We start from the raw sequence: 25834 nt of genomic DNA on the forward strand, positions 1-25834 counted from the left end.
ATATCATCTCATACACCCCATATTGTAAATCTTAAGCCTTATTCACCTTAAACCCTGAGACATCCTCATCCAGCAAGAACGAACTACCACGTTGTTTATAAGCCGATATGAAGAAGATGGCAATAATCGCAGCTGTTAACACAGCCCCACCAACATAAGAAGCATTTAGTGGAATGCCGAATCCCATCGTTGGTTCATATAAAATGTAAACGAGACACATGGACGTCATAAACGCGGCTGGAATGGTTGCAATCCAGTGATTTTTCTTTGCTAAGAATAAATACATTGCACCAACCCAAAGGGCGATAACTGCTGTCACCCCATTTGCCCAGGAGAAGTAGCGCCATAGAATATTAAAATCAATTTTTGTTAAGCCATAGGAAATGACGAATAATGGAATCGCAATCCATAAACGGCTTAATAATTTTGATTGAGCAAATTTGAAATAATCTGCAATAATCATACGAGCTGCACGGAATGCAGTATCACCAGAAGTGATTGGTAAAATGATAACCCCAATAATCGCAAGGGTACCACCGATTGATCCCATCATTAATAGTGAAACTTCGCTTACTACCGCAGCAGGTCCACCAGCTGTGATTAATTCATTTAGACCACCGTAACCGCCAAATAAACTCATAGAAGCAGCAGCCCAAATCATCGCGATAATTCCTTCTGCAATCATCATACCGTAGAAAATTTTACGTCCTTCATTTTCATTTTTTGTTGTACGCGAAATAATGGGTGTTTGCGTTGCATGGAATCCAGATAAAGCGCCACATGTAATCGTAAAGAAAATTAATGGGAAAATCGGCAAGTTATTTGGGTGCATATTTTGGAATGTTAATTCAGGAATTGGTGCACCTGTCACAAGTAATCCGATACCAATACCTACAGCAGAAATAAGTAACACTGCTCCAAAGATTGGGTATAGGCGCCCGATAATTTTATCAACGGGTAACAATGTTGCAAGAATGTAGTAGAAGAAGATAACCCCTACAATGATCGCTAATGCTACTTGACCATTCATCAAATTACTGATTAGCATTGCTGGTGAAGTAACGAAAACCGTACCAACTAAAATAAGTAATAAAAGTGCAAACACATTTACAACATGTTTCATAAATTTCCCTAAAAATTTTGCGGCAAGCTCAGGAAGGTGAGCTCCCTTATTACGAATAGAAATCATGCCAGTTAAATAATCGTGAACTGCCCCTGCAAAAATACAGCCGACTACAATCCAAATGAAAGCGACAGGTCCATATAAAGCCCCTGCAATTGGTCCAAATACAGGCCCAGTTCCTGCAATATTTAATAATTGAATCATTGAATTCTTTGGTGTAGACATAGGAACGTAGTCAACCCCGTCTGCATTTACATAAGCAGGCGTTGGACGAGCTGGTTTTGATCCAAATACTTTTTCAACAAACTTCCCATAAGTGAAATAACCCACAATCAAAATAACGATACAGACTAAAAACGTAATCATCTCACATTTTCACCCCTATTAGAATTTTCTGTTTATTTCTGATAGATTGATAATATCACATTTTGTTATATAACAGCAATATATATATATTATTTATATATAACAGATGTGAAAACAACGACAATTGTTACAATGAAACCCCTTACAAATATGTATGGATCAAAGATTAAGAATATGATAGGAAAAAAATATTATAAAAAGTAGCAATGAAACTCCCCTAATCAACGAACGGTAAGTTCATTACAATAATGATGGGTTCTTTAGCTCAGAAAAAAAATAAGCAGCACGCTTTTTTTCCTCAACATAAAAAGAAGACACCCCTTTGTGGATGCCTTCCTTCTATTACAATGCTACAAATGTTTTTTTCATTTTCATAAAGCCGTAAACAAAGAAGAATATTCCACAAGTAATATACGTTAAAACGACAAAAAGAACTGATTTTCCTTGTTCTCCTGTCCAGCGGAAGAATAGACGATAGTAGAAATAGACCATTAAGATAATTAATGCGATTGATGATAAAAATCCAATAAATGGGATAAATGAAATGATTATGAGCCCGAAGAAAATTAATGTATATTTCAAAGCCTCTGATTTCACTGCTTCCATCGTTGATTTTTTCGCTCCAAAGGCAAACATCATGTAAACATTGATAAACGGAATCCAACTCATAAAAGCGATTTCGTGGAAGCCGTTAGCTTTTGCAGTATTAGAATAAATAATGGCAGAAAGAATGTAACCGATAATGGCAAAAATTATGGCGATGATAAGCATGGCCATCAACATAGCTGCAAAAGCGGCTAAATCTACAAATACCATACTGTCGTTGTATTGGTACTGTTGAAGTTGTTGCATTCAACATACACCTCCTTTCAAATACGTATTAATGTATGAATCAATATTTGTATTTAAGCATAAAAAAACGAGAATTTTATTAAGTGAATGTTAATTTAAGATGTAGCGTAGTAAATGTAATGTTATTCAATTTATTAATAATGAGTAAGTTTAATAAAATCATATGTACCGGAACGGAAAAAATGACCCGAATTCAATTTTTCATTCAAACTTCAATAAAAGCAAAAACCATTTACAAGTAACCGTATATAATAGAACGAAAAATATTTTCTAATTAAAGGAGGGGATTGATTATGTTTGATTTGAGCCCATTTCGTAAAAGAACCGATGAACTGTTCAATCATATTGAAAAGGTTTTTGATGAAATGTTAAATGATAGCAATTTTCCTATACTCAGCGAACAAATGAAATCACTCCGTTCAGAATTTACTGAGGGGAAAGATGCTTACTTTATAGAGGTAGGTGTGCCGGGTTTTTCAAAAGAAGATATTCAAATTGATTTAGAAAATAATCAGCTAACAATCGTTGCAAAACGTGATGAAAGAAATGAAATGCGGGATAAGGATGATCAAATCATTCGCTATCACAGACAGTTCGGTCAATTTGTTCGTCAATTTTATGTTCCTAACATTGACCAAGATCAAGTGGAAGCAAAATTAGATAAAGGGTTATTGAAAATTAAACTACCGAAGCTAACACTTGGCGATAGTGGTAGTCCAAAGCGTATTGATATCGACTAAACTACAATGAATTTATAGGGACAATCTACTATTAAAATAAAACCTTCTAAATGAATGGAGCAGACTATAGACTAACTCGAAAGAAATGGGTTTGTTTATAGTCTTTATTTTTAAAGAATGATAGTTTAAAAAAGAATTCTATTATGGACAATGGGTCATAACTGAAAGTGCCCGAATGCTTGTAACAAAACGGGAAGAGGAATTTTCACAACCAAAAGTGCCCACCCGACACTCGTAAAAAATAAGTTAATCCCCAATTAGCTCCCCCTTATAGATGATATTGCGACTGAAACATAACAAATCCCCCAACACCTACAACTTCCTATTAAAAAATGATTTAAAAAGTAGTTTAATTGGAAATAATGATAGGGATGTTATATAGAGAGAGTGAACACAAATTCGCACACTAAACTATCTTACTAATCTATTGTTTTAATACCTCTATGCCAAGCTTTTGCCCTGTCTTATAGTCGTTCAAACTTCATTTACATAAATTTGCACGTGCTGTATAATTAAAAATTGTACATAAAACTGTCGAATCATGGAATTGGACAACTTGTTGGAGGTAACACATGCCAGAGAAAGCATTTGAAAAACTGAAACAAAACATTAAAAATGAATGGATTATAGCCTTTAATGCAGCCATGATTATCGGGATTGTAACTCATCTTTATGCATTCATGCACAGATACCCAAATCATGATAGTCTTCATAATTTATATAGCTCACAAGCAATGGTAACATCCGGGAGGTTTTTCCTTAGCCCTGCAGCTGGTATTAGCTCTTATTTCGATCTTCCATGGGTTATTGGATTATTCTCTATTTTCTTCTTAGCATTAGCTGCTGTCAGCTTAGTCATTTTATTTGAAGTACGTAAAAAATTATCAATCATTCTAATTTCAGGGATTGTTGTTACATTCCCAAGTGTATCTTCAACATTTTCATATATTTTCACAGCTGATGGTTATATGCTTGGTATTTTTATGGCTATTTTAGCTGTTGTGATTACGAAAAAATTTAAGAAATTTGGTTTCCTTATTGGAGCAGTGCTGGTTTGTTTATCAGTAGGGGTTTATCAAGCAAACCTTTCAGTCGTTTTAACATTTACAACGTTTTGGTTAATTCATGAAATTATTTATTCAAACAACTCATTAAAACAAATTTGGGCAAATGTTTTACGATCAGGCCTTATGATTGGAATTGGGATGGTTGGGTATCTAATCGTCTATAAATTATTTACCTCTTTTTTTGCGGTTCAAATTTCAACCTATCAAGGACTAGATAAAGTAGGAAACTTAACGTTATCAGACATCCCTAGAAGAATCTCTCAAATAATAAAAGAATTAAAAACTTTCTTCTTTAGAGGTTTTATCAATGGCTATGAAGTTAATTTTCTTGAAATTTTAAACGTCTTATTAGTTATCGTTCTATTTGTTGGTGTCATTGTTGTTATTATTAAAAAACAGCTTTATAAAAATATTGGGATGCTCGCTACTTTAGCGATCGGTGTCATCACACTTCCATTTAGCTATTACATTGCTTACTTTATGTCACCATCTGTCTTTTATCACATGCTAATGGTCTTTGGGCTAAGCAGCGTTTATATTTTCATCGTATTAATGTATGACAAAATTGATGAGAAGCAAGGACCTGTATTAAAAATTGAACGTTTCAATTCATGGGCAACAGTAATTTTAATGACCTTTACTATTTTTAATTTTGGTTTGATTGCTAATATTGCTTACATGAATATGGAACTCCGTTATGAAAAATCAATCAATGTGGCAAATCGACTTGTGGATCGTATTGAGCAATTAGATGAATATGAAAACATTGAAAAAATAGCGGTTTATGGCAATGTTTCGTTACATTCAGACTTAACGTCAAAAATTATTCCAAGCCAGATCCCTGAAATGACGGGTTCAGTTGGGGAAGTTGTATTTTACAAGCCATATAGCTATCAAGAACTAATCGATCAGTTCTTAGGCTATTCTTTAAAAATGGCAACTGATGAGGAAATGGAACAAATTAGCCAAACTGAGCAATTCGCTGAAATGGGTATTTGGCCAGCAAAAGACTCTGTTGTGGTTATTGGTGATACGGTCATCATTAAATTTGAAGAAGTTGAAACAAATTAGGAAACATTTCGTACTAATAAATAGGACTTCTAATACGCATGTGAGATTTTCCATACGCTAAAAACAGAAAATCTTAATTATGAATTAATACAAAACAAATTTACATTAAGTAAAACACGACCTCCGAACAAAACGTCAAGTGGAAAGGAGTACAATATGCCGTTATTATCAGTAATTCTCCCTGCGTATAACGAAGAAAAAATGATTGCAAAAGCGGCTGAAACACTTTCTGCCATTTTACAAAAAGAAAATATTGAAGCGGAGCTCATTTTCATAAATGACGGTTCGAAAGATGGAACTTGGCAAGAAATTGAACGGGCAAGTCTGGAGTTCAACTGTGTACGAGGGGTTTCATTCTCTCGAAACTTCGGAAAAGAAGCTGCTATCTTGGCGGGGCTTGAGCATGCAAAAGGGGATTGCTGTGTTGTCATGGATTGTGATTTGCAGCATCCACCAGAAACAGTTATTCAAATGTATCGACTTTGGGAAGATGGATTTGAAATTATTGAGGGTGTCAAGTCTTCCCGGGGAAATGAAACGAAAGTACATGGTATCTTCACGAGGGGTTTTTATCGGTTAATCAATAAAGCAACGGGCTTTGATATGTCACGTTCTTCAGATTTTAAGCTTTTAGATCAAAAAGTTGTTGAAGAGTATATCCGTTTACCAGAAAGAAAGCTATTTTTCCGAGCACTTTCATTTTGGTTAGGCTTTAAAAGTATTGAAGTGGAATATGAAGTTCAAGAGAGGACAGCAGGGGAAACAAAATGGTCATTTTACTCTCTTTCGAAATATGCGATTAATAATATTACTTCCTTTTCAACTGCACCGATGCAAATTATTACAGTAATCGGTGTGTTGTTCTTACTTTTCTCTATCTTTTTGAGCGTTCAATCGCTTGTAAATTATTTTTATGGGCAGTCCTTAGGCGGTTTCACAACGGTCATTTTACTATTGTTAGGGATTGGGAGCTTGTTAATGATAAGTTTAGGAATTATCGGTTTTTATATTTCAAAAATTTACGAAGAAGTAAAACGTAGACCACGTTATATTGTTTCTGGGAAGACGACAAATGGAAAAGAATAAATCAAGCCTTAGTTCTCTCGTTGATGAAAAGTTTTGGAAGTTTATATTAGTCGGTATCGTAAATACAATCGTTGGAACAGCCATCATGTTTGGATTATATAATTTTGCAGGATTTTCTTATTGGATTTCTTCTAGTGCCAACTATATTTTAACGAGTATACTAAGCTATTTTTTAAATAAATATTTTACATTTCAGCACAAGGAAAGTTCAATTAAGTCAGCTATTCGATTTACAATAAATATTGCAATTTGTTATTTGATTGCATATGGCTTGGCAAAACCATTAACACTACAATTTTTATCCAATGCAGATGTTGCTGTTCAAGAGAATGTTGCCATGTTTGTAGGAATGGTTCTTTTTACTGCATTAAATTATTTAGGCCAAAGATTTTTTGCTTTTAAATAGAATTGCAGGGGTGTCTACATATTAGTTACCCCCTACCAAGCCCTAATGTCTTTTCAACACATATGGGAGAAAAGTTACTAAAGCGAGGCTCACTACACCAAAGATTACTTACTTCTTTCATCCTCACCAAATCATCAAGATTCAGTAAATATATCATTTTTAGAAAGTTTTATATCGAAATAAATTTCAAGGGGGAAGTTTAAATTGACTAAAAGAAAAATGTTTACAAAAGTAATCTCCGTATTAAGTGCAGGAATATTGGTAGCAATGGTTCTCGTATTAACACCCTTTCAGCCTCAAACAAATGCATTATCGAAGGAATCGGATTCAAACCCATTTTCTGATGTAAAGCCAAATAACTCTCATTACAATGCAATTTTATCTCTTTACGCTGATGGTATTATTACAGGGGTTTCTAACACGGAATATAAACCAAACTCCATAATAACACGTGGTGAAGCAGCACAGTTTATCGTTAATGCTTTAGGAATGGATACGAGTAAAGTAACAAACCCAGGTTTCTCAGACGTTCCTACAACTCATAAAAACTATGAAGCTATTGCAGCTTTATATGGAAAAGGTGTAATAGGTGGGTATACAAATGGTAATTTTGGTCCAAGCGATTCATTAACACGATCACAAATTGCCACAATGCTAACGAGAGCATTCGGTTTAGAAGAAGCCACTACAACGAAAACAAAATTTTCTGATGTGAATAAATTAACAGATTCAAATGCAAAAAAATATATTCAAACTCTTGTAAACTACAATATTACAGTAGGAACAACTCCGACAACATTTAGTCCAAATATGAAGCTAACACGTGGTCAACTTGCGACATTTTTACTAAAAGCGATGGAAGTTGATTCGGATGACGACTTTGAACTTATTAACGTGGAATAGAGTTTGTATCAAATGTCCCAAAATACTCATCAATTGACCAATCATAAGGAATGAATTTAAGCTCCACGTAGTGATTTCGATTCAATCCCTATAAAAATACAAAACTACTAGTATAAAAATAGATGTTGATGGATATTCTATAAAGAGATTGTGTTAGGGATTAATAGAATCGTTAGGGGAGAAATCATGCTTAGAATATTTATGAATGTGATGATACTTTTCGTTATGTTTACTTCTTTTAGCACGTCACAAGTTGAGGCGAAAAGTAGTTTATTAACTGATTCGGTAACAGAAGAGAATGCGCTGAGCAACTCTAGCTCAAATGAAACGAATGAAACAAATAAGCTAGTACAACCACAAAATGTATTATATAAATCTAGCAATCCGGAGCAGTCGATTGAAAATGAAAATAGAAAATTGCAATCTGACTCTATATCAAGTTCAATTGATGAAACGAAGTCCGTTAAGTCTACTTCTGAAATATTTAATAATATGTTACAAACACAAACATTTCCATATAAAGATGTAAAAAAAGGGCATTGGGCTTATAAGGAAATTGTTACTTTTATAAATAATGATTATTGGTTAAATAATAAAGAGCCATATTTCAAACCAAATTATGCTGTAACAAGGGCAGAAGCAGCGGTCGCTATTGCACGTTCATTAAACATGGATACTGATTGTGTAGGTGATATTAAGTTCGCTGATGTACAGTCAGGGGATCCTTACTATAATGCCGTTTGTCAGCTTACAAATGCAAAAGTAATTGAAAATGGTACCAATTATTACCCAAACAAAAAAATTACAAGAGCAGATTTTATTAAAATGATTGCATTAGCCTATGATATAGATGTTGATTCAGTCAATGATAAGGCTTTTAAAGACATAACGAATCATCCGCTAAAGAATTATATTCAATCATTGGCTGATATTAATATTGTTAGTGGTGTAAATGAACATCAATTTGCACCGGAGCGACATGTTACTCGTGCTCAATTAGCTATCATCATTTGTAGAGCAATAGAGTTTCAAGAAGCATTGAATAACCATGAAATGATATATGATTTTTTGAAAAAGGATTATATCGAGACCATTAATGACTCTGCAGAGTGGTCGAAAGAGGTTATTAAACTAGTAAACGAGGAGAGACAGAAAGCCAATCTTCCATTATTACAAGAAGATCCACAGCTTTCACAGATTGCTGTAATCAAGGCACAAGATTTTATTAATTCTCATTACTTTGAGCACGAATCTATACTATATGGTCAGCCATGGGATTTAGCAGCACTTTTTGATTATGAATTTATGACCTTAGGGGAAAATATTGCAAAAAACTATCATTCTCCAAAGGAAGTTGTTGCTGCATGGATGGAATCGGCAGGACATCGTGAAAATATTTTAAGACCTCAATATACCAATATAGGCGTAGCATTTAAGAAATCAACTGACGGGAATTTCTATTGGGTGCAAATGTTCTCTAGTAAGTAAACAATCCTCTAACATTACAAAAATGTTACAAGAAACACAAAAATTATCCAATTTAATATTTGTCAGTAACGCTGATGATCAGGGAAACCTTGATATATCAGCGTTTTTCGTGTTGGTAGTCTTGTTTTGAAACCGTTACACAATTGAAAAATAAAAATACTAAATTTTATGATAGTCTATTATCAGGTCAATAAATCGAAAGAACGTGTCGGAGGAGATTACCAAATGAAGAAAAAGTGGTTACTACCTGTACTTGCTTCCTTAATGGCTTTTTCAGCTACGCCAGCTTTAGCTAGTGCTAATTCAAATACACAAGCAACTCAAGCGGAACTTACAACAACAGCGAAAAGTTTTTTAAATACACCATACTACTACGGTGGAACTACTAAATCAGGAATTGATTGCTCTGCATTTACAATGAGTGTTTTTAAACAATTTGGTATCCAATTAGATAGAACATCAAGAGGTCAATATAATCAGGGTACTTCAGTATCAAAAGCAGATTTGCAAGTTGGCGATTTAGTTTTCTTTAATACTTCTGGTAGCGGTGTGTCGCACGTTGGTATTTATATTGGTAATGGTAATATGATTAGTGCTGAATCTTCAGAAGGTGTTGCGATTTCAAGTATTAATGACCCATACTATTGGGGACCACGTTATATTGGTGCTAAACGCATTGCTGAATTCCCTTCGGTAAAAGATGCTGCGATTGATTTCTCAGTTTATGCTTCTCGTAGTGAAGTTGCTAAGCAATTAGCAGTCGCTTTAGAGCTAGACATGACAAATACAGAATCTGGCTTTACTGATGTGAAGACGAACCATAAAAACGCAGGTGCAATCGCTGCTGTAAAAGAAAAAGGTATTTTCTCTGGTGATGAAAATGGAAAATTCAATCCGTTCTCACCTATTACAAAAGCACAACTTGCTAACGTTTTAGTAGCAGCATTCAAATTAGAAAAAGGTAGTCTTGATAAAACATTCTCCGATGTATCAAGCGAACACTATGCAGCAAACTCAATTGAAATTCTAGCTTCAAATGGCATCGTTTCAGGAAAAGCAGACGGTTCATTTGGAACTAGTGATATCGTGACGTTAGAACAACTTAGCTCAATGATTCAAAAGGCAAAGCTTTTAAGTAAATAATCCGACAATTTTATATAAAATATGATGAATGAAGGGAGAGTTTGCTATTTTTCGCAGCTCTTCTTTTTTATATCGAAAAATAGATTAAAAAGTAATAGTCACCATTTAAAGGGGGTGTTAGGAACTTAAGAAAAAAGTGTAAATAGTCTTAATGAAAACTATGAAAATCTTTGGTAAACTAGGAAGTAGCTCGAATGGAAGGGAGGAAATAGGAAAAATGACTGTAAAAAAAATAACTAGCGTGTTCCTTGCCTTACTGTTGACATTCTCAGCTTTGGGCGTTCAACAAGCGAGTGCTAGTGCGAAATTTGCAGATATACCGTCTTCACACGAAATTTATGACGAATTAACGTATTTATCAGACTTCAATGTTTCTTCGGGTTATTTAGTTAACGGTAGTCGTTATTTTAAACCTGATAACAACATTACAAAATCTCAAGCTTCAATTATGGTAATCAATGCATTACAATATCAAACATTAAGATTAGAAAGATCTAGTTTTGTTGATGTGAAAATTGGGACAACGGTTTCGCTCTATGCAGAACGAGTGAGAAAAATGGGCTATGTTGAACTTTCAGCAGACAAAAAGTTCAATCCTAACAAAGCATTTACTTTAAATGAGACAAGCTATATGTTAGCAAATGCATTTAAGTTAAATCCAGATAAATATAGCAATGAACCAATCCCATACACAGATGTACCGAAAACTAGTAAATATTATAAATATATTAGTGCGTTATACCATAATGGAATTTTAGAAGAAGCAACAACAATTAAACCAACTGCACCTGTAACTCGAGGTAAATTTGTTGAATACTTAGCAAGAGCAAAGAATAAATCATTTAGAATAAATGAAGAAGTTCAAGGTGTTACTTCTCCTGAGAATAACGGGATTATCGGTAAGGTTAAAGTTACCGTCGATAATCTAAACGTACGAAGCTCTGCTAATTCAGCAATTTCAACTAACAAAGTTGGACAAGTAAATAAAGGTACAACTTTTTCAGTAGTTGAAGATAAAAATGGGTGGTTAAAGGTTATTTATAATAATAAATATGCCTATGTGTCAAAACAATATACAACGTATATTGAGAAAGTCACAGAAGATTCACAAGGAGGTACAAAACCTGCTGACAAGCCAGGTACAACTCCTACTAATCCAACTACACCATCAAATAATGTTCCAAACTTAGATCTTTCAATAGGAAAAGTTGAGGTAACAGTTGATAATCTCAACGTAAGAAGTTCAGCAAACACTTCCATTTCAACAAATAAAATAGGACAGGTGGACGCTGGAACTATCCTATATGTGTTTGAAGATGATGGTGAATGGTTAAAAGTGAACTATAATGCACGTTTTGGATATGTATCAAAGGAATTTACGAAATACATAACAAAAGTGCCAGAACCTGTAGAAAATGAAGAACCAAATAAACCAGAACCAGAAGAACCAGCAGAAGTTCCTGATGAAATCGTACCTAATGGAGATGTAATTGGCCGTGTAACAGTAGATGGCTTACGCATGCGCAAAGGTCCAGGTGCAAGTTATGAGGCGATTGATACTCTAAATACTGGTGATAAAGTTGTTGTCCATAGTATTTCAAAAAATTGGGCAAAAGTTACTTATGGTAATAAAGAGGGCTACACACATAAATCATATTTGAAACTATTAAATCAAAATGGTAATGTGTTAGAAAATCGTATTATTATACTTGACCCAGGACACGGTGGTAAAGACCCAGGAACACATTATTCTAATTACAATGAAAAAGATATCGTATTAAAAATTTCAAATCTAGTGAAACAAAAACTAGAAGCTAGTGGTGCGAATGTTTTAATGACTAGAACAGGCGATACATATCCTACGCTTCAAGATCGTGTTGATTTCACGGCAAATAATTACGGTGAACTATTTGTAAGTATTCACGTAAACTCAGCTGATAGTACATCAGCGAAAGGTACGGAAACGTACTATAGTATTACATCTGGTGATATGTATAAAGAAGATATCGATCTTGCAACATACATTAACAGTGAAATTGTTAAAAATGCTGATATGGTGGACCGTGGTGTAAGGAACTATCCATTCTATGTTGTTCGAAATATGATTATCCCTTCTGTATTAGTAGAAGTAGGATTCATTTCAAACAGTCAAGACCGTGCTAAATTAGTTGACAGTAAATATATAGAAATATACGCTGACAGCATTTACAATGGTATTGTTAAATATTACTCGAAACAATAACATTTTATCCCAAAAGCATAATAGCTTTTGGGATTTTTTTTGTTGAAAGTTGTTGGATTTCAGTTGAAAAATAAATAGCTGAGAAAATGATAAAATATTGGTAAAAATAGAAGAAATAATGTTAGTAATATGATGTACATATAATAGGAAATTAATATGAATGAAAGTAAATTAATAGGAGGAAAACTTGGTAAAATATTCACTCAATTTTACAGTATTATTACGCATTAATTGTTGTTGTTTAAATATTCTCGTTAATACAATAATATTCTCTAAAACGCATATAAACTATTATTCTCTAAGTAACGAATAAGTTATCGAAATGAAAAATTATAATACTCTTTTCTATGATAGTCTTTATGTAGGATAAATATATCACTTAAAGCTAGAAGGGAGTACTTAAATATGAAAAAGCGGTGGTTACTACCAATCTTTGCATCATTCATGATTTTTTCAGGTATAGGTACAGATAACGCTGAGGCAGCAAGTGTTGCAGATTTAACAAACACAGCGATGAACTATATTGGTGCACCATATCAATATGGAGGTACTTCTATTAAATACGGAATAGATTGTTCAGCATATACACAATTAGTATTTTCTAAATTAGGAATTTCACTTCCTCGCTCATCAAGCGCACAATACAATGAAGGTACATATGTTTCAAAAAGTAATTTACAAGCAGGAGACTTGGTATTCTTTAATACTTCTGGAAGAGGAGTCTCACATGTTGGTATATACATAGGTAATAATAAATTCATCTCAGCTACAACAAGTGGCGGCGTTGCTGTTGACAGTATCAACGATCCATACTATTGGGGATCACGTTACGTTGGTGCAAAACGAGTAGCAAATTTCAATGAAGAAAAAGCAGAAGTAAAAGCAGCTGCAGTTGATTTTACTCGCTATGCTTCACGTGGACAAGTTGCGTTGCAATTAGCTGAGGCGTTACAATTAGATACTTCAGATACAAATTCACCATTTAACGATATCGCTCCTGATTCTAAATACGCTGGAGCAGTAACAGCATTAAACAAAATTGGTGCTTTTAATGGAAATGAAGCTGGGAACTTTGAACCGAATTCACCAATCACTCGTGGACAGTTATCTTACGTTTTAACTGGCGCATTCAACTTAGACTTACAAGGTGAAGCAGAACAATTTTCAGACGTACCAGAAGGTCATTGGGCATATGAAGGCGTAAAATTACTATCTTCTACAAAGCTAACATACGGCCGACCGGATGGCACATTTGGAGTAAATGATTATGTAACACACACTCATATCACAGACTTTATCAATCGTTTCATTTATAAATATAATAAATAACTGTTAAAAAGAGATGCGAGTTCTGGCATCTCTTTTTTACGTTCAGAATCACTAATGAAGCTCTTCATTAACTAAAGACACACAAAGTCGCATAAAGGCACAACCACCTACTTAACAGAGTACCGGGTCCCCCAAATAATCTTCTTACCACCAATTCACCCTAAACCACACCTACTTCCATCCAAAACAAAAACTCCTCTCAAGCCGAAACCAGCTTAAGAGGAGTTTATTATTTTTATTTTTAGATTAGTAGATTTAATTCAATACATTAATTAAATCAGAACGAATCCATACAAATTGCGGAGATGAAGTAGTGTATGGAGGCGTAGCATCAGAGTAAACTTTATACCATACATAACCATCTGCTGCTTCCGTTTTATCAGCAATAATGACTGGGTAACCAAACTCTCCTGATTGACCAGGGCGTTTTTGATCATATGAATAAGCGATAGCACTGTTTGTTGTTGGTTCAACACGCGTATTTACGCTACCCGCTAATGCCATCACCATTCCGATTTGACCATCTTCATAATCTTTAAAGCCATTACGAGAATCCATACGGTACATATGACCAGCTACCTTTGCACCCCAATGTGGATCAGAAGCATAGTTCACATTGACACCTACTGTTTTGTTACCAGGAACCGCACCTTCATTACGATAGTCACCGTTTTGTGGTAGGTAATTTGCATTTAATAAATAATTTACGAAGGCAAATACACTATCTTTCGGTTCAGCGTATTTTTCACCAGTTTTTAACGGATCGTGATCATATACTTTTATTCCAAACAGGTTATTAATGTCTTTTGCTTTAGCACTAATACCGTAGTCACTCTCATGGATTGCTGTTGCTAAGATAAATAATGCATTAACGCTATATTTCTCTTCCATTTCTTTTAAGTAATTACCTAAACCAATTAGTTTAGATTCTTTTGTAAGGTTAGCATATCGGCTAGCACCAGATGCTTCTTTAAGTTCTAGCTCTTTTTTAATGATTGATTCAAGTTCTGCTGCTGTATAATTTGATGGTTTACGAACAGATGCGAATTGGAAGTATGGATAGTAAGTGCCAACCTCTTGCATTTGTTTATTAAAGAAATGAACACCATCAAAACTATAATATGTTTCTCCAGATTTCATGAAGTCCGCAGCAGGTCCAACAGTATAAAATCCTTCAGATCTACCTTGAACATGGTTATAAATTCTATGGTTTAACATACCATCCGTAATGAAATATTCGTCACGGTTTTCAATGGCAGCAGTTGGGATAATACTAACATCAGTAGGCTTTGCATAACCTACGACGTCACCAATTTGTACAATTACATATACTTCACCTTTTGAATTAACTCCTGTGCCGTTATATTTCAATTCGCGACCTTCAGTAACGTATGAAATTTGTTCAACGAAGTTATTATATGCATAAACGGATGTAGTATTTGCAGAAGTATCTGCCGCATATGCTAGTCCACTTGGTGCTTTAATAATATTATTTCCAAAGTAAATTAGATTTAATGATGATGATGCATTTAGTGCAGCTAAAGCATCTGAATAAGTTTGATACATTGTTGGATTTTTCGTTACAGTACCATTTTCAATTTTTCCAACATAGAAAACTTGTTTTACAACTTCTTCTGGTGGTTGTTCATTACCATTATCCGGTTGATTGTATTTTTCAGCTTCATGGTACATGCGGAATAGGAATGCTGCTGCATGAGCAATTGTTGCTGAATCTTTTGGATTGAAATACACACCGGAATCCGTATGTGAACCTCGAATAATGTTGTAATGAACAGATGTTGCTACACCTTTTTCAAACGAATAATAAATTCTTTCATTGTCTTTAAAAGTTAATGGTGCTTCTTCTAGCGGAACATTTAGATATTTAAGTGCGTTGTATAACATACCGGCCATTTGTTGACGGGTAATTTGATCGTTAGGTCTAAAAGTACCATCTGGATAACCACTTAAAATTCCAGCACCGGCTGCATTTTGTACTTCACGAGTTAAACTAGCACCCTTTAAATCTGAAAAAGTATATTTCGTAGAGAGTGGTAAATCTAATGCTCGAGCAATATATGACGCGAATTCACCACGTGTCACTTTTCGATTTGGATTATAGTTTCCTTTAGCATCTGGTAAAATAACTCCTTTATTTGCCCAATATGTTAATTCAGTTACCATTTGGTGATTACTGATGTCATTAGCATATGATTCTGTGGGACTAACAATTGAGAAAGTTAAGACACTAGCAAGTACTAAGCCTAGTGATTTTTTGATCATTAAAGTTATTCCTCCCCTCATTTTCTGTTATAATGATAGCAATTTTTGAGGGAAAATGATAGGTACTTTCATAGTATAAAAGATTACAAGTATATTAAAATTAGTATAATAATTCACATTATTAAAAGATTTGTAATCAAGATGTAACCATATTATACTTAAAAAAAGTTGTAGAATAATTTGAGTTATAGGGAATAACAAATAGTAGATACAAAAAGAGGGGATCGAAAAATAGATGTTAGACATTTCGACAAAGATAGAAAAAAAAGAATGGTTAGAAATAATTCTTGCACTAGCAGTTATAATAGCAGGAGTACTTTTACCATCATCTTTTGCATTAATTAGTACAACAATTTTCTTTGCTTTGTTCGCATTTTTTAAGCCATATCAAAGCTTAGTCATACTTATTCCGTATGTTATTTTCCGTACCTTCTTTATTGAAATTAATACAGGTATGAAATTGATTGGTGATTTAATCACTATAATCGTCCTAATCCGATTATTATTATTGAATATAAAACATTGGAAATCATGGTTTCATTTCAAATTGTTTGAATGGTTTTTCTTTGTTTTCTTAATATTTGGTGCAATTATTGGTTATTTAAATGACGTAACACTGGCTTCGGTTATTTTCCAAGTTCGTACGTTTATCATCATGTACTTATTATACTTCGTGATAAGTCGACTTCAATTACCGAAAAACTTCTTTGTAAAATTGTCGTGGATTACGGTCTTTTCTGGGATTATATTATTTATCCAAGGTGTTGTTGAAAAGATTTCTTCTCGCCAATGGTTAATGCCTGAAGTTTGGTCAGAAAAAGTTCTTTCAGCGACAAATGCAGTTCGTGTATATGGATTACTAAATAATCCTAACTCGTTAGCGCTAGTGATGTTCTTTGCAGTATGTGCTGTTTTTTTCCTACGTTGGGTATATAAAGATGAAAAATATAAATGGTTACTTATTGTATGCCAAGTCGCATTCACAGGACTGATCGTATTAACTTTATCCCGAGGTACATGGATATTCACGATTGTCTTTATCGCTTTCTTCTTTATCATTGCTCGTAGAAGTAAACGCCTTAAACAGTTTGCCATAACTTTAGTTGCATCCATTGTGCTTGTTTATATACCTGTTTACTTTGGTGCTGTTTTAATGCAACAGATGGGTGCGGTTGAAGAAGGGCCAAGTGATGGTGGTGGAATTGGTAACCGATTCGCTGAAACATTTGATGAGGATACTTTAGCGTTAATGAGTGAAAGTGGTCGTTTATTCTATATTAAAAAAGGCTTTGAAGTGCTGAAGGATTACCCGATAACAGGTGCTGGATTTGGTACTTTTGGAGGATCTGCAACATTATCATACGATTCACCAATTTATGATAAGTACGAAATACGATCAGATATTTATGGTGGGAAGAACTTCTATTCTGACAATCAATATATACAAGTCATTGCTGAAACAGGAGCTATTGGTGTACTCCTATTTGCTGGATTCTTAATTGCAATGCTCTGGATCTTCATAAAAGAACGAGAATCAATGTTTGGTAAAGTAATGTTTGCCCTTTGGTTTGCAACAGGTGTTGCAGGTGTTGTATATAATATTTGGGAATTAAAAGTATTCACAATGTTCTTCTTTATGTTGTTTGGAATTTTTGCTTCCATCAATCAATATTATCAAAAGCTTCCATTAGATAAAGAAGCAGAGAATGCGGTAGAATAAATAAATCTTAGTTAGCTTTAGTAAAGGTGAATGTAACTTTCGATTGTAGAGGACAGTGTTTTTCCGTAGTAAATTTCATTCGATCCCAAAACAAAATAATCGTTTAAAGGCAGTTCTCAAAATTTGAGGGCTGTCTTATTTTTGTGAAAATAATAAATTTCGTGCGGATTGTAGATAAATTTCATTCTAGCTTTTCTTTGAGAGCGCTTGTCGAGGACAAAATGAATGATGAGATTCGTGGAAGTGTCCGTGAGTGAGCTTGTCGAGGGCAAATTTAGGTGAGAAGCATCGAAATTGTCCACGAGAAAGCATCTCGGGGACAAAACTCATCCAAAAACCGAAGAAATTGTCCATGAGAAAGCACCTCGGGGACAAAACTCATTCAAGAACTGAAGAAATTGTCCATGAGAAAGCACCTCGGGGACAAAACTCATTCAAGAACTGAAGAAAATGTCCACGAGAAAGCATCTCGGGGACAAAACTCATCCGAGAACCGAAGAAATTGTCCACGAGAAAGCATCTCGGGGACAAAATTCATCCAAAAACCGAGGGAAATGTCCTTGATCCAACTTTAAGAACGCCTATCGCATCAATCCCATCAAAATCCCATCAAAAACCCACCCCATACAACATCCCCAATACACACAATATCCTCATCCTACTTGTTCCAACGAAAATATCCTCGTAACAAAAATTTTAAAATCCACTATAATATAGATTCTCGTTACCATCTAAGACTTTTGCAGCTAGTGACAATGCAGGTTGGAAGCTCCCTTAAATGCCATTTTTAATACCTCTAGTAAATATTGTCCATATCATAAAAATATATAATAACTATCTATTATACAAGAGGAATGTAATAGAGTTATTACAGAATTGATACAATAGAAACATAGAATAATAGTCAATTTTTTGATATATTAACCATATCAATATATTAAAGGAAGGTGACATGCTTCTTTACCATATGGAGCAACATTATGAAGAAGAAAATTGCGATCATCATGAGTTTTTTACTCACAGTCTCTGTTGCATTTGCTAGTGTGAAAAGTTATGCAGCGATTCCAACGCTAAAAGAATCATACCCTGTATCTCAGGGCGTACAGTATTCGAACTATACATATTCTGGTTCTATCATTAATCAGTTAGAATTGAATCTAACAAATCCTTATACAAAGTTAGAAATGAGTATACCATCACCGATTAACTCCCTTGCAACTCTAACTAATAGAGCTAATAATGATTCAAAAGAAGGACATCGTGTCGTTGGTTCAATTAATGCAAATTTCTTCAATATGTCAGATGGGTATCCACTTTATTTATTAGCACAAAAGAATAAAATATTGTGGCCAGAAGTGATTTCTGCGAATAATACTTACTATGTTAGTAAACCAATTGCTTTTGGTGTCACAGCCGATGGTAAAGCCGAAATTGATTATTATGATGCAAGCTTCACCGTGAATTTTAGAGGTGAAAATATTAAGATAGATGGTTTGAATGTAACGCGAGGTGAGAACAAAGGAATTCTTTATACGCCTCAACACCATAGCTCGAAAACACCAAACAATAAATATGGTATGGAGTTTGTAATTGAAACACCAAACAATATTACTGAAACAAAGTTCGGTCAGACTTTAACAGGAACAGTTAAACAAATTCGTCAGTATGGTGATGATACAAGACCAACAATTCCACGTAATGGTTTTGTTTTATCCTTTAATGGGGAAGCACTTCAGAAATTTAAAAGTATACAAGTAGGCGAACAAATCTCAGTATCTATTGGTGTGAATCCTATTTGGAAAGATGCCGAGTATATGGCGGCAAGTGGACCATTACTTGTGTACGATGGCAAAGTGAATTTAACAATAGATCCAAAGAGTCCGCGTGCAACGCAGGTAACAGCTAGAACAGCAATTGCTATTAGTAAAGATAAAGAAAAAGTTTATTTGATTACTGTTGATAGTGCAAATGGTAGTAAAGGTATGACACTTACTCAGTTTGCAAATTATATCGCAAGCCTCGGTGTAGATCGTGCGATAAACCTTGATGGTGGCGGATCCACAACAATGGGTATTCGTAAATATGGAAGCAATACCGTTGTACTAGCTAATAGTCCATCAGGAGGCGTACAACGTAGAATTTCAGGTGCCTTACATGCAATTAGTACAGGAGCAACTGGAGCACCAAAAACATTAAAAGTGACACGAGATCAAGTCGGTTCAGTGCTTATTGGTGCTAGTGTAAAAATAACGCCACAATACGTGCTGGATGAGCATTATAATGCTTTAGAATTCAAAAACTCAGATTTCACTGTTACAGCTACAAATAATCTAGTGTCAGTAAATGGCTTAAGCTATACAGCTGAATCAGTAGGAACTGAAACAGTAGTTGTTCGTAATGGCGATGCATCACAAACGATTAAATTTGATGTAGTCAATGCGCCTTCAACTCTATCAATCTCTTCTTCAAGTTCAACTATTGAACCAGGTGGAGCTTTACAATTCCAAGCGACAGCGAAGGATGCAAGTGGAAATAATCTTGTCTATTCTACGAACCAGCTAACTTGGTCAGTAGAAGGTGACTTAGGTACGATTAGTCCATCAGGTTTATTTGAGTCAAATGGTAAGGTTGGTAAAGGTGCAGTTATCGCTAAATTAGGTGAAAAAACTGTCAAAAAAGAAATTGAAGTAAAAGAAGCTTATACAAAAGATACATTCACTATTAATCTATTCGAAAATAGTAAAGACTGGAAAGTTGAAACAGCTTTATCAAAAGGATCAATTGAGCTTATTAGTTCATCTAAGTTTGGTAAAGAGGGTAAAAATTCTATTAAGCTAAATTACAATATGACAGGAAATAGTTCAGGAACAGCTGCAACTTATCTAACATTGAACCAACCTGTTAAATTACCAGGAAGTCCTAAAAAACTTGGTGTTTGGATGTTTGGTGATGGAAATGAAACTTGGGTTCGTGGTTATGTGAAAGATGCGAGTGGTAAAAGATATACAGTAGACTTTACTGAAGAGAATGGCCAAACTTGGACTGGGTGGAAGTATATTGAAGCACAGTTACCAACAGAAGCTGTGAAACCATTAACATTTGAATCAATCTATCTGGTTCAACCAACGCCTTCAAAACAAAAAGCTGGGGCAGTTTACTTTGATAAATTGCAAGCGATTTATGAACCAACATATAAAGAACCGATTTTTAATGACATTAAAAATGACTACGTTTATAAAGAACAAATTGGTTATTTAGTAGATCGTGGTTATATAAGTGGTTATACAGATGGTACATTTAAACCTGAGCTGTCATTAACACGTGCGCATGCTGCTATTCTATTAGCAAATGTATTGGATGTAGATACAGCAAACATAGTAAATCCTAACTTTACAGATGTACCTGAAAGCCACCCGTATTATAAGCAAATTGCTGCAATTGAAAATGCAGGCGTGATGAATGGTAAAGGTGACGGTACGTTTGATCCAAATGGAAAACTAACAAGAGCGCAAATGGCAGTAATTTTAGTCAATGCCTTTAAATTTACAGGTACGACGGAAGATGAATTTAAAGATATCTCAAAAGATTATTGGGCAAAAAATGCGATTTATGCTTTAGCATCTAATGGTATAACAGCTGGCTATGAAGATAATACATTCAAGCCAGGAGAGAATGTAACTCGCAAACATTTCAGTTTATTCTTATATAAATCGTTAACTCAATAATAAAACAGGCGAAACCCATTGTAGATGGGTTTCGTTTTTTACTATACGGGTGATGTTTGAGATAAGGGGTATGTTATAATTAAAAGGTTAGGTTACAGTAAAAGTTCTTGAAAATACGCTTTTAATCGTTAATAATTAGAGGTGTTAATATTTTCCATTGGTAAGAATATTGTGAAAAACCTCCTTCTTAATCGATGAATTTTTCTTTTTATTGAAATTCACTATACATACTTGGAAATAATTAAATTTAATAGAAAACAATAAAGGATGAACGTAAAAGTGAAAATCGGAATCGTTGGAAATTACGGAAATGATAATAATGGGGATGAGGCAATATTACTAAGTATTATTCGTCAATTACAAAAAGCCTTTCAAGTAGAAACAAATGATATTACGGTTTTTAGTAATAATCCAAAACAGACTGCTGCTCAATATGGAGTAACAAGTTACCCTCTTTATCATAAAAATGGTAATGCTGCAAAAACATTTATGAAAACATATAAACTAAATAAAGAAATTGTGAAAACCCTTGATTTTGTAGTCATTGGTGGTGGCGGAATTTTAATGGATTTATATAAACGGGAAGCGCCACTATATGGTTCGTATGCAATGATGGCCAAAGGTTCAAAAGTACCCTATGTAGTTTATGGCTGTGGAGCTGGTCCTTTAAATACAGGATTAGGGAAATGGTTTATTCGATACATGGCAAAGCATGCGAGAAATATATCGGTACGTGATCCAAAATCGAAGGCATTACTCCAACAAATCGGCATAAAGCGTGAGGTGCATGTTATTGGTGACCCAGCCTTTAGTTTAGAAGTAGACCGTGAAGGCTATAGCTCTGAACCAATTAAAATCGGTGTAACTGCAGTTCCTTATTTTAACGCATCTTATTGGCCAACTGGAGACGAAGCAAAATACAACAATTATATAGAAGGTATGGCGAAAAATTTAGATCGTATCTTAGAAGAAAATCATGCGGAAGTAACATTCTTTGCAACAAAATATCCTCAGGATGCGGATGTGACAAAGGATATTCAAAGCAAAATGAAATTTTCAGACAAAACGTCTATCATCGATGAAAATTTAAAACCTCAAAAATTGCTCGACTTGTCCGCTTCTTTTGATGTGTTGATTGGGACAAGACTGCATTCGTTAATATTAGCTACAGATGCAAAAACACCAATTATTGGGGTTTCGTATCATACAAAGGTAAATGATTTTCTTGAAATGGCTGGATTAGGTGAATTTTCGTTGCCAATTAATTCATTACATGAGAGCGATGAGCATTTTTCAAATTTATTTAATAAAATGAAAGCTGATTGGAATGGAGCAATTGAGCTTGCTACTTCGACAAATAATCAATTTAAAGAAAAAGCGAGCCTAGGCTTAAAACTTCTTGTAGAAGGTGCTAAGTAAGATGAAAAAAGTACTGATTATAAGCAATATGTATCCATCAATGGAGCATTTATCATATGGTATCTTTGTGAAAAATCAAGTGGAGCAGCTTCGTGAAACCGGGATAGAGTCTTTACTAGCAGTTAATGCTGATCCGAAAACGGGGAAGTTAAATGTTCTTAAAAAATATGCGAAATGGGCTATGAAAGTTAACTCTACCTTTAAAAAAAATAAGAAGGACATTGGGCTTACTCATTGTCATTATGTTTTTCCAAGCGGATTGTTTTCGTATCGTTTAAAAATGAAGTATGGAATTCCATACGTTGTTACAGCCCATGGTGGCGATATTAATAAAATGGCGAAAAAGGGTGGACGCATTCGCGAATATACAAATAAAATTTTGCAAAACGCGGATCACATCATTGCCGTTGGGGAAGAGCTTGCAAGTGACATACAACGAGATTTTGGTGTCGAGGAAAGTCGTATTTCTGTAATGAGTATGGGAATTGACCGAAAAGTGTTTTATAAGCCTGCATCAAAAGAAGAGACGATGAAACAGGTTAATATGGACCCTAATCGCACTAATTTTTTATTCGTCGGAAATATCATTCAAGAAAAGGGTGTAGAGGAGCTCATTTCAGCTTTTAATCAACTTGATCGCAACTATCCTGATCAGGTGGCTTTATATTGTGTTGGTTCTACAAAGGATACTGCTTTTACTGAAAGGATGAAAGAGCTTGCTGGAGCAAGTAAAAATATTCATTTTATAGAGCCGATGCCACAGAATAGATTGGCGGAATATTTTCAAGCAGCTAATGTATTTGTGTTACCCTCTTACATAGAAGGGTTAGGGCTGGTTGCACTAGAGGCTATGAGCTGCGGAACACCAGTGATTGCTTCAGATGTTGGCGGACTCCATTACATGCTGCAGGATGGAGCGGGTGTTCTTGTTCCACCAAAGGATGCAAATGCATTATTTATGGAGTTTGAGAAAGTAGTGTTAAATAACGGGCAGATGAATGTAAATGATGCGAAAGTGGACGAGCTTCTTCAATTACACGATTCAAAGGCGATTATTGCACGATTAACGGACATTTATCGTCAGTATATTAAATAGTCGAAAAGAGATTTTCACCCAGTTAGATAATGGGAATGGCTCTTTTTACAGCATTCTCACATTTTCGTCTTTCATTAATTCTGTGTGACTGTATTTAGCACACATGGAGTCAACAAGGTTCCTTAAGGGAGCCTAATTTACAAAGGATTGTGATCTCATTTGAGTCGTTTTTTAAAAATTATTGGGGCTGTTGCGGTTATTAATATTTTTGCGCGTTTTTTTGGCTTCTTGCGTGAAATCATTATCGGTATCCAATATGGTACTACCAATTTAGCAGATAGTATTATTAATGCTTATACAATTCCGAATTTAATTTATTTAGTAGTGGGTGGTGCCTTTACTACTGCCTTTATTTCTATTTATCATAAAACTGAATCATCAATCAAAGAGTATATTCGCAGAACGTTTACAACGATTTTAATATCGATTACTCTTGTGACCATTGTCTTTATGGTATTCGGGGATCTTTTAATACAATCATATTTTAAGCCTGAGAGTCAGGAAGAGTATGAAATATTAAAGACTTTATATAACTGGATGATGCCTTCAACGATTATGCTTGTATTATCAACTTGGCTGAGCGGAATTTTAAATGTTCAAGGGAAATTCCATTTATCGAGTTTCTCGGTGTTAGTTTATAATTTATCCTTTTTAATCATTTCGGTAGGACTAGCATTCTTCATTGGACCTGTTGGGTATGGTATTGGGGCATTGCTAGGAGCTATGTTTATGATTGGCTTTTTGATTTATGGTGTAAGAAAAGCCGAGCATATGTCTTTTAAACCAAGCTTTGCATTTGCTAACGATCAGAAACAGCTATGGCTAGTTGCATTACCTATTATGCTTGGCGGAGCAACCGCACAAATGTACACGTTAATTCAACGTTTTTTCACAAACGATTTAGCAGATGGTGCAGTGTCGGCTGTGAACTATGCTACAAAGGTATCTCAGTTTCCGCAAGCATTATTAATGACTGCTGTTACAACGGTAATTTATCCACTTTTAAGTAAAAAAGAAGGGGAAGGGGATAATGAATCCGTTAAAAAACTGTATGTGCGCGGTTTAAGAATGTTGTATTTACTCATACTGCCGACTTCTGTGTATGTGTACTTCCAATCGGAAGCTGTAGTAAGGGTAATCTTTGAATATGGTTTATTTGATGTTGCTTCAACAGCGTTAACAGCACCTGTATTAAAAATCTTTAGTTTAACAATGTTCTTCCTTGCAGCAAGCACATATGTGACTCGTTTTTACTATGCTAAAGGAAATTCAATGATCCCTGTCATTTTTAGTTTGCTAACTGTATTTGGAGTCAATATTGCCGTGACTTCGGCTCTAATTGGTTCGCTTGATGCAGAAGCTGTTGCGTGGGGGAACTTAATCAGTGCCATCATAAATTTGATATTATTAATTATTTTCTTACAATATAAATATAAATTGAAGCTTGTTGGCGATAACCTTGTACAATTTGTTAAGTTTTTAGTATTAACAATTTGCTTTGTTGCTGTTTCTTGGGGTATTTCAACATTGATTATATTTGATAATAAATTCCTACATGTGATCATTACGTTTATCCTTACGATGATTGGATATGCAGTATTTGTATTATTGTTAAAGTTCCAAGAGGTAAATAGTGCTATAGGAAAATTTAAAAATAAGCTGTCTAAAAGTAATAAATAAATTAAAATCATAATAGGTATAGAGTAATAAACTAGTAAAAGAAATTATGGTTCTTTGTCAAATAACGTTGGTGAAGAATATTAGTCGATTATTAC

General features: G+C 34.5%; 17 protein-coding genes. 14 read left to right on the forward strand and 3 right to left on the reverse strand.

Annotation, left to right across the window (positions count from 1 at the left end; genetic code table 11):
• Positions 1–31: 31 nt before the first annotated feature.
• The gene (locus CD30_RS12085) at positions 32–1489 is read right to left on the reverse strand and encodes a carbon starvation CstA family protein (RefSeq protein WP_036177257.1); all 1458 of its coding nucleotides are present in this window, start codon (positions 1487–1489) and stop codon (positions 32–34) included.
• A gap of 342 nt (positions 1490–1831) precedes the next feature.
• Positions 1832–2341 (reverse strand): hypothetical protein, encoded by a 510-nt coding sequence (locus CD30_RS12090; protein ID WP_036177258.1) that lies wholly within the window; start codon positions 2339–2341, stop codon positions 1832–1834.
• Between the two features lie 293 nt (positions 2342–2634).
• Between CD30_RS12090 and CD30_RS12095 the strand changes: the two genes are divergently transcribed.
• The 9 genes from CD30_RS12095 (at position 2635) to CD30_RS12135 (ending at position 13816) form a co-directional block, all read left to right on the forward strand.
• A complete protein-coding gene (locus CD30_RS12095) occupies positions 2635–3081 on the forward strand; it encodes an Hsp20/alpha crystallin family protein (protein WP_036177259.1) in 447 nt (148 codons plus the stop codon).
• A 572-nt stretch (positions 3082–3653) separates the two neighbouring features.
• On the forward strand, positions 3654–5219 hold the full coding sequence (locus tag CD30_RS12100) for a glucosyltransferase domain-containing protein (protein ID WP_036177262.1): 1566 nt from the start codon (positions 3654–3656) through the stop codon (positions 5217–5219).
• A 156-nt stretch (positions 5220–5375) separates the two neighbouring features.
• A complete protein-coding gene (locus CD30_RS12105; protein WP_036177265.1) occupies positions 5376–6305 on the forward strand; it encodes a glycosyltransferase family 2 protein in 930 nt (309 codons plus the stop codon).
• On the forward strand, positions 6292–6711 hold the full coding sequence (locus CD30_RS12110; protein WP_052126181.1) for a GtrA family protein: 420 nt from the start codon (positions 6292–6294) through the stop codon (positions 6709–6711). Before CD30_RS12105 ends, CD30_RS12110 begins: the two co-directional genes overlap by 14 nt.
• Positions 6712–6915: 204 nt before the next feature.
• Positions 6916–7614, forward strand: coding sequence for an S-layer homology domain-containing protein (locus tag CD30_RS12115; protein ID WP_088350771.1), 699 nt, complete (start codon positions 6916–6918; stop codon positions 7612–7614).
• A 186-nt stretch (positions 7615–7800) separates the two neighbouring features.
• On the forward strand, positions 7801–9102 hold the full coding sequence (locus CD30_RS19560; RefSeq protein ID WP_052126182.1) for a CAP domain-containing protein: 1302 nt from the start codon (positions 7801–7803) through the stop codon (positions 9100–9102).
• Between the two features lie 225 nt (positions 9103–9327).
• Entirely contained in the window at positions 9328–10245 is a 918-nt protein-coding gene (locus tag CD30_RS12125) for a C40 family peptidase (protein WP_036177269.1), read from the forward strand.
• Positions 10246–10462: 217 nt separating this feature from the next.
• Entirely contained in the window at positions 10463–12487 is a 2025-nt protein-coding gene (locus CD30_RS12130) for an N-acetylmuramoyl-L-alanine amidase (protein WP_036177272.1), read from the forward strand.
• A gap of 405 nt (positions 12488–12892) precedes the next feature.
• Positions 12893–13816 carry a C40 family peptidase gene (locus tag CD30_RS12135; RefSeq protein WP_036177274.1) on the forward strand — a complete coding sequence of 308 codons (924 nt, stop codon included), beginning with the start codon at positions 12893–12895 and terminating at the stop codon, positions 13814–13816.
• 255 nt (positions 13817–14071) lie between these two features.
• Here the strand turns inward: CD30_RS12135 and CD30_RS12140 are convergent, their stop codons facing one another.
• Positions 14072–16099, reverse strand: a complete 2028-nt coding sequence (locus CD30_RS12140) for an S-layer homology domain-containing protein (protein WP_036177276.1) — start codon at positions 16097–16099, stop codon at positions 14072–14074.
• 235 nt (positions 16100–16334) lie between these two features.
• Here CD30_RS12140 and CD30_RS12145 point away from each other — a divergent pair, with 235 nt between their 5' ends.
• The 5 genes from CD30_RS12145 (at position 16335) to murJ (ending at position 25739) form a co-directional block, all read left to right on the forward strand.
• A complete protein-coding gene (locus CD30_RS12145) occupies positions 16335–17819 on the forward strand; it encodes an O-antigen ligase family protein (RefSeq protein WP_052126183.1) in 1485 nt (494 codons plus the stop codon).
• Between the two features lie 980 nt (positions 17820–18799).
• Positions 18800–21544, forward strand: a complete 2745-nt coding sequence (locus CD30_RS19565; RefSeq protein WP_052126184.1) for an S-layer homology domain-containing protein — start codon at positions 18800–18802, stop codon at positions 21542–21544.
• Between the two features lie 279 nt (positions 21545–21823).
• On the forward strand, positions 21824–22963 hold the full coding sequence (locus tag CD30_RS12155) for a polysaccharide pyruvyl transferase family protein (RefSeq protein WP_036177279.1): 1140 nt from the start codon (positions 21824–21826) through the stop codon (positions 22961–22963).
• A 1-nt stretch (position 22964) separates the two neighbouring features.
• The gene (locus CD30_RS12160) at positions 22965–24059 is read left to right on the forward strand and encodes a glycosyltransferase (protein ID WP_036177281.1); all 1095 of its coding nucleotides are present in this window, start codon (positions 22965–22967) and stop codon (positions 24057–24059) included.
• Positions 24060–24218: 159 nt separating this feature from the next.
• The gene (gene murJ, locus CD30_RS12165) at positions 24219–25739 is read left to right on the forward strand and encodes a murein biosynthesis integral membrane protein MurJ (RefSeq protein ID WP_036177284.1); all 1521 of its coding nucleotides are present in this window, start codon (positions 24219–24221) and stop codon (positions 25737–25739) included.
• The last annotated feature ends 95 nt before the right edge of the window (positions 25740–25834 follow it).

The organism is Ureibacillus massiliensis 4400831 = CIP 108448 = CCUG 49529 (genome assembly GCF_000772965.1).
Classification (GTDB): Bacteria; Bacillota; Bacilli; order Bacillales_A; family Planococcaceae; genus Ureibacillus; species Ureibacillus massiliensis.

What these genes read in the sequence shown, in the direction of transcription:
- CD30_RS12085 (WP_036177257.1), bottom strand. Translation starts at nt 1,489, where the DNA reads ATGATTACGTTTTTAGTCTGTATCGTTATTTTGATTGTGGGTTATTTC.
- CD30_RS12090 (WP_036177258.1), bottom strand. Translation starts at nt 2,341, where the DNA reads ATGCAACAACTTCAACAGTACCAATACAACGACAGTATGGTATTTGTA.
- CD30_RS12095 (WP_036177259.1), top strand. Translation starts at nt 2,635, where the DNA reads ATGTTTGATTTGAGCCCATTTCGTAAAAGAACCGATGAACTGTTCAAT.
- CD30_RS12100 (WP_036177262.1), top strand. Translation starts at nt 3,654, where the DNA reads ATGCCAGAGAAAGCATTTGAAAAACTGAAACAAAACATTAAAAATGAA.
- CD30_RS12105 (WP_036177265.1), top strand. Translation starts at nt 5,376, where the DNA reads ATGCCGTTATTATCAGTAATTCTCCCTGCGTATAACGAAGAAAAAATG.
- CD30_RS12110 (WP_052126181.1), top strand. Translation starts at nt 6,292, where the DNA reads ATGGAAAAGAATAAATCAAGCCTTAGTTCTCTCGTTGATGAAAAGTTT.
- CD30_RS19560 (WP_052126182.1), top strand. Translation starts at nt 7,801, where the DNA reads ATGCTTAGAATATTTATGAATGTGATGATACTTTTCGTTATGTTTACT.
- CD30_RS12125 (WP_036177269.1), top strand. Translation starts at nt 9,328, where the DNA reads ATGAAGAAAAAGTGGTTACTACCTGTACTTGCTTCCTTAATGGCTTTT.
- CD30_RS12130 (WP_036177272.1), top strand. Translation starts at nt 10,463, where the DNA reads ATGACTGTAAAAAAAATAACTAGCGTGTTCCTTGCCTTACTGTTGACA.
- CD30_RS12135 (WP_036177274.1), top strand. Translation starts at nt 12,893, where the DNA reads ATGAAAAAGCGGTGGTTACTACCAATCTTTGCATCATTCATGATTTTT.
- CD30_RS12140 (WP_036177276.1), bottom strand. Translation starts at nt 16,099, where the DNA reads ATGATCAAAAAATCACTAGGCTTAGTACTTGCTAGTGTCTTAACTTTC.
- CD30_RS12145 (WP_052126183.1), top strand. Translation starts at nt 16,335, where the DNA reads ATGTTAGACATTTCGACAAAGATAGAAAAAAAAGAATGGTTAGAAATA.
- CD30_RS19565 (WP_052126184.1), top strand. Translation starts at nt 18,800, where the DNA reads ATGAAGAAGAAAATTGCGATCATCATGAGTTTTTTACTCACAGTCTCT.
- CD30_RS12160 (WP_036177281.1), top strand. Translation starts at nt 22,965, where the DNA reads ATGAAAAAAGTACTGATTATAAGCAATATGTATCCATCAATGGAGCAT.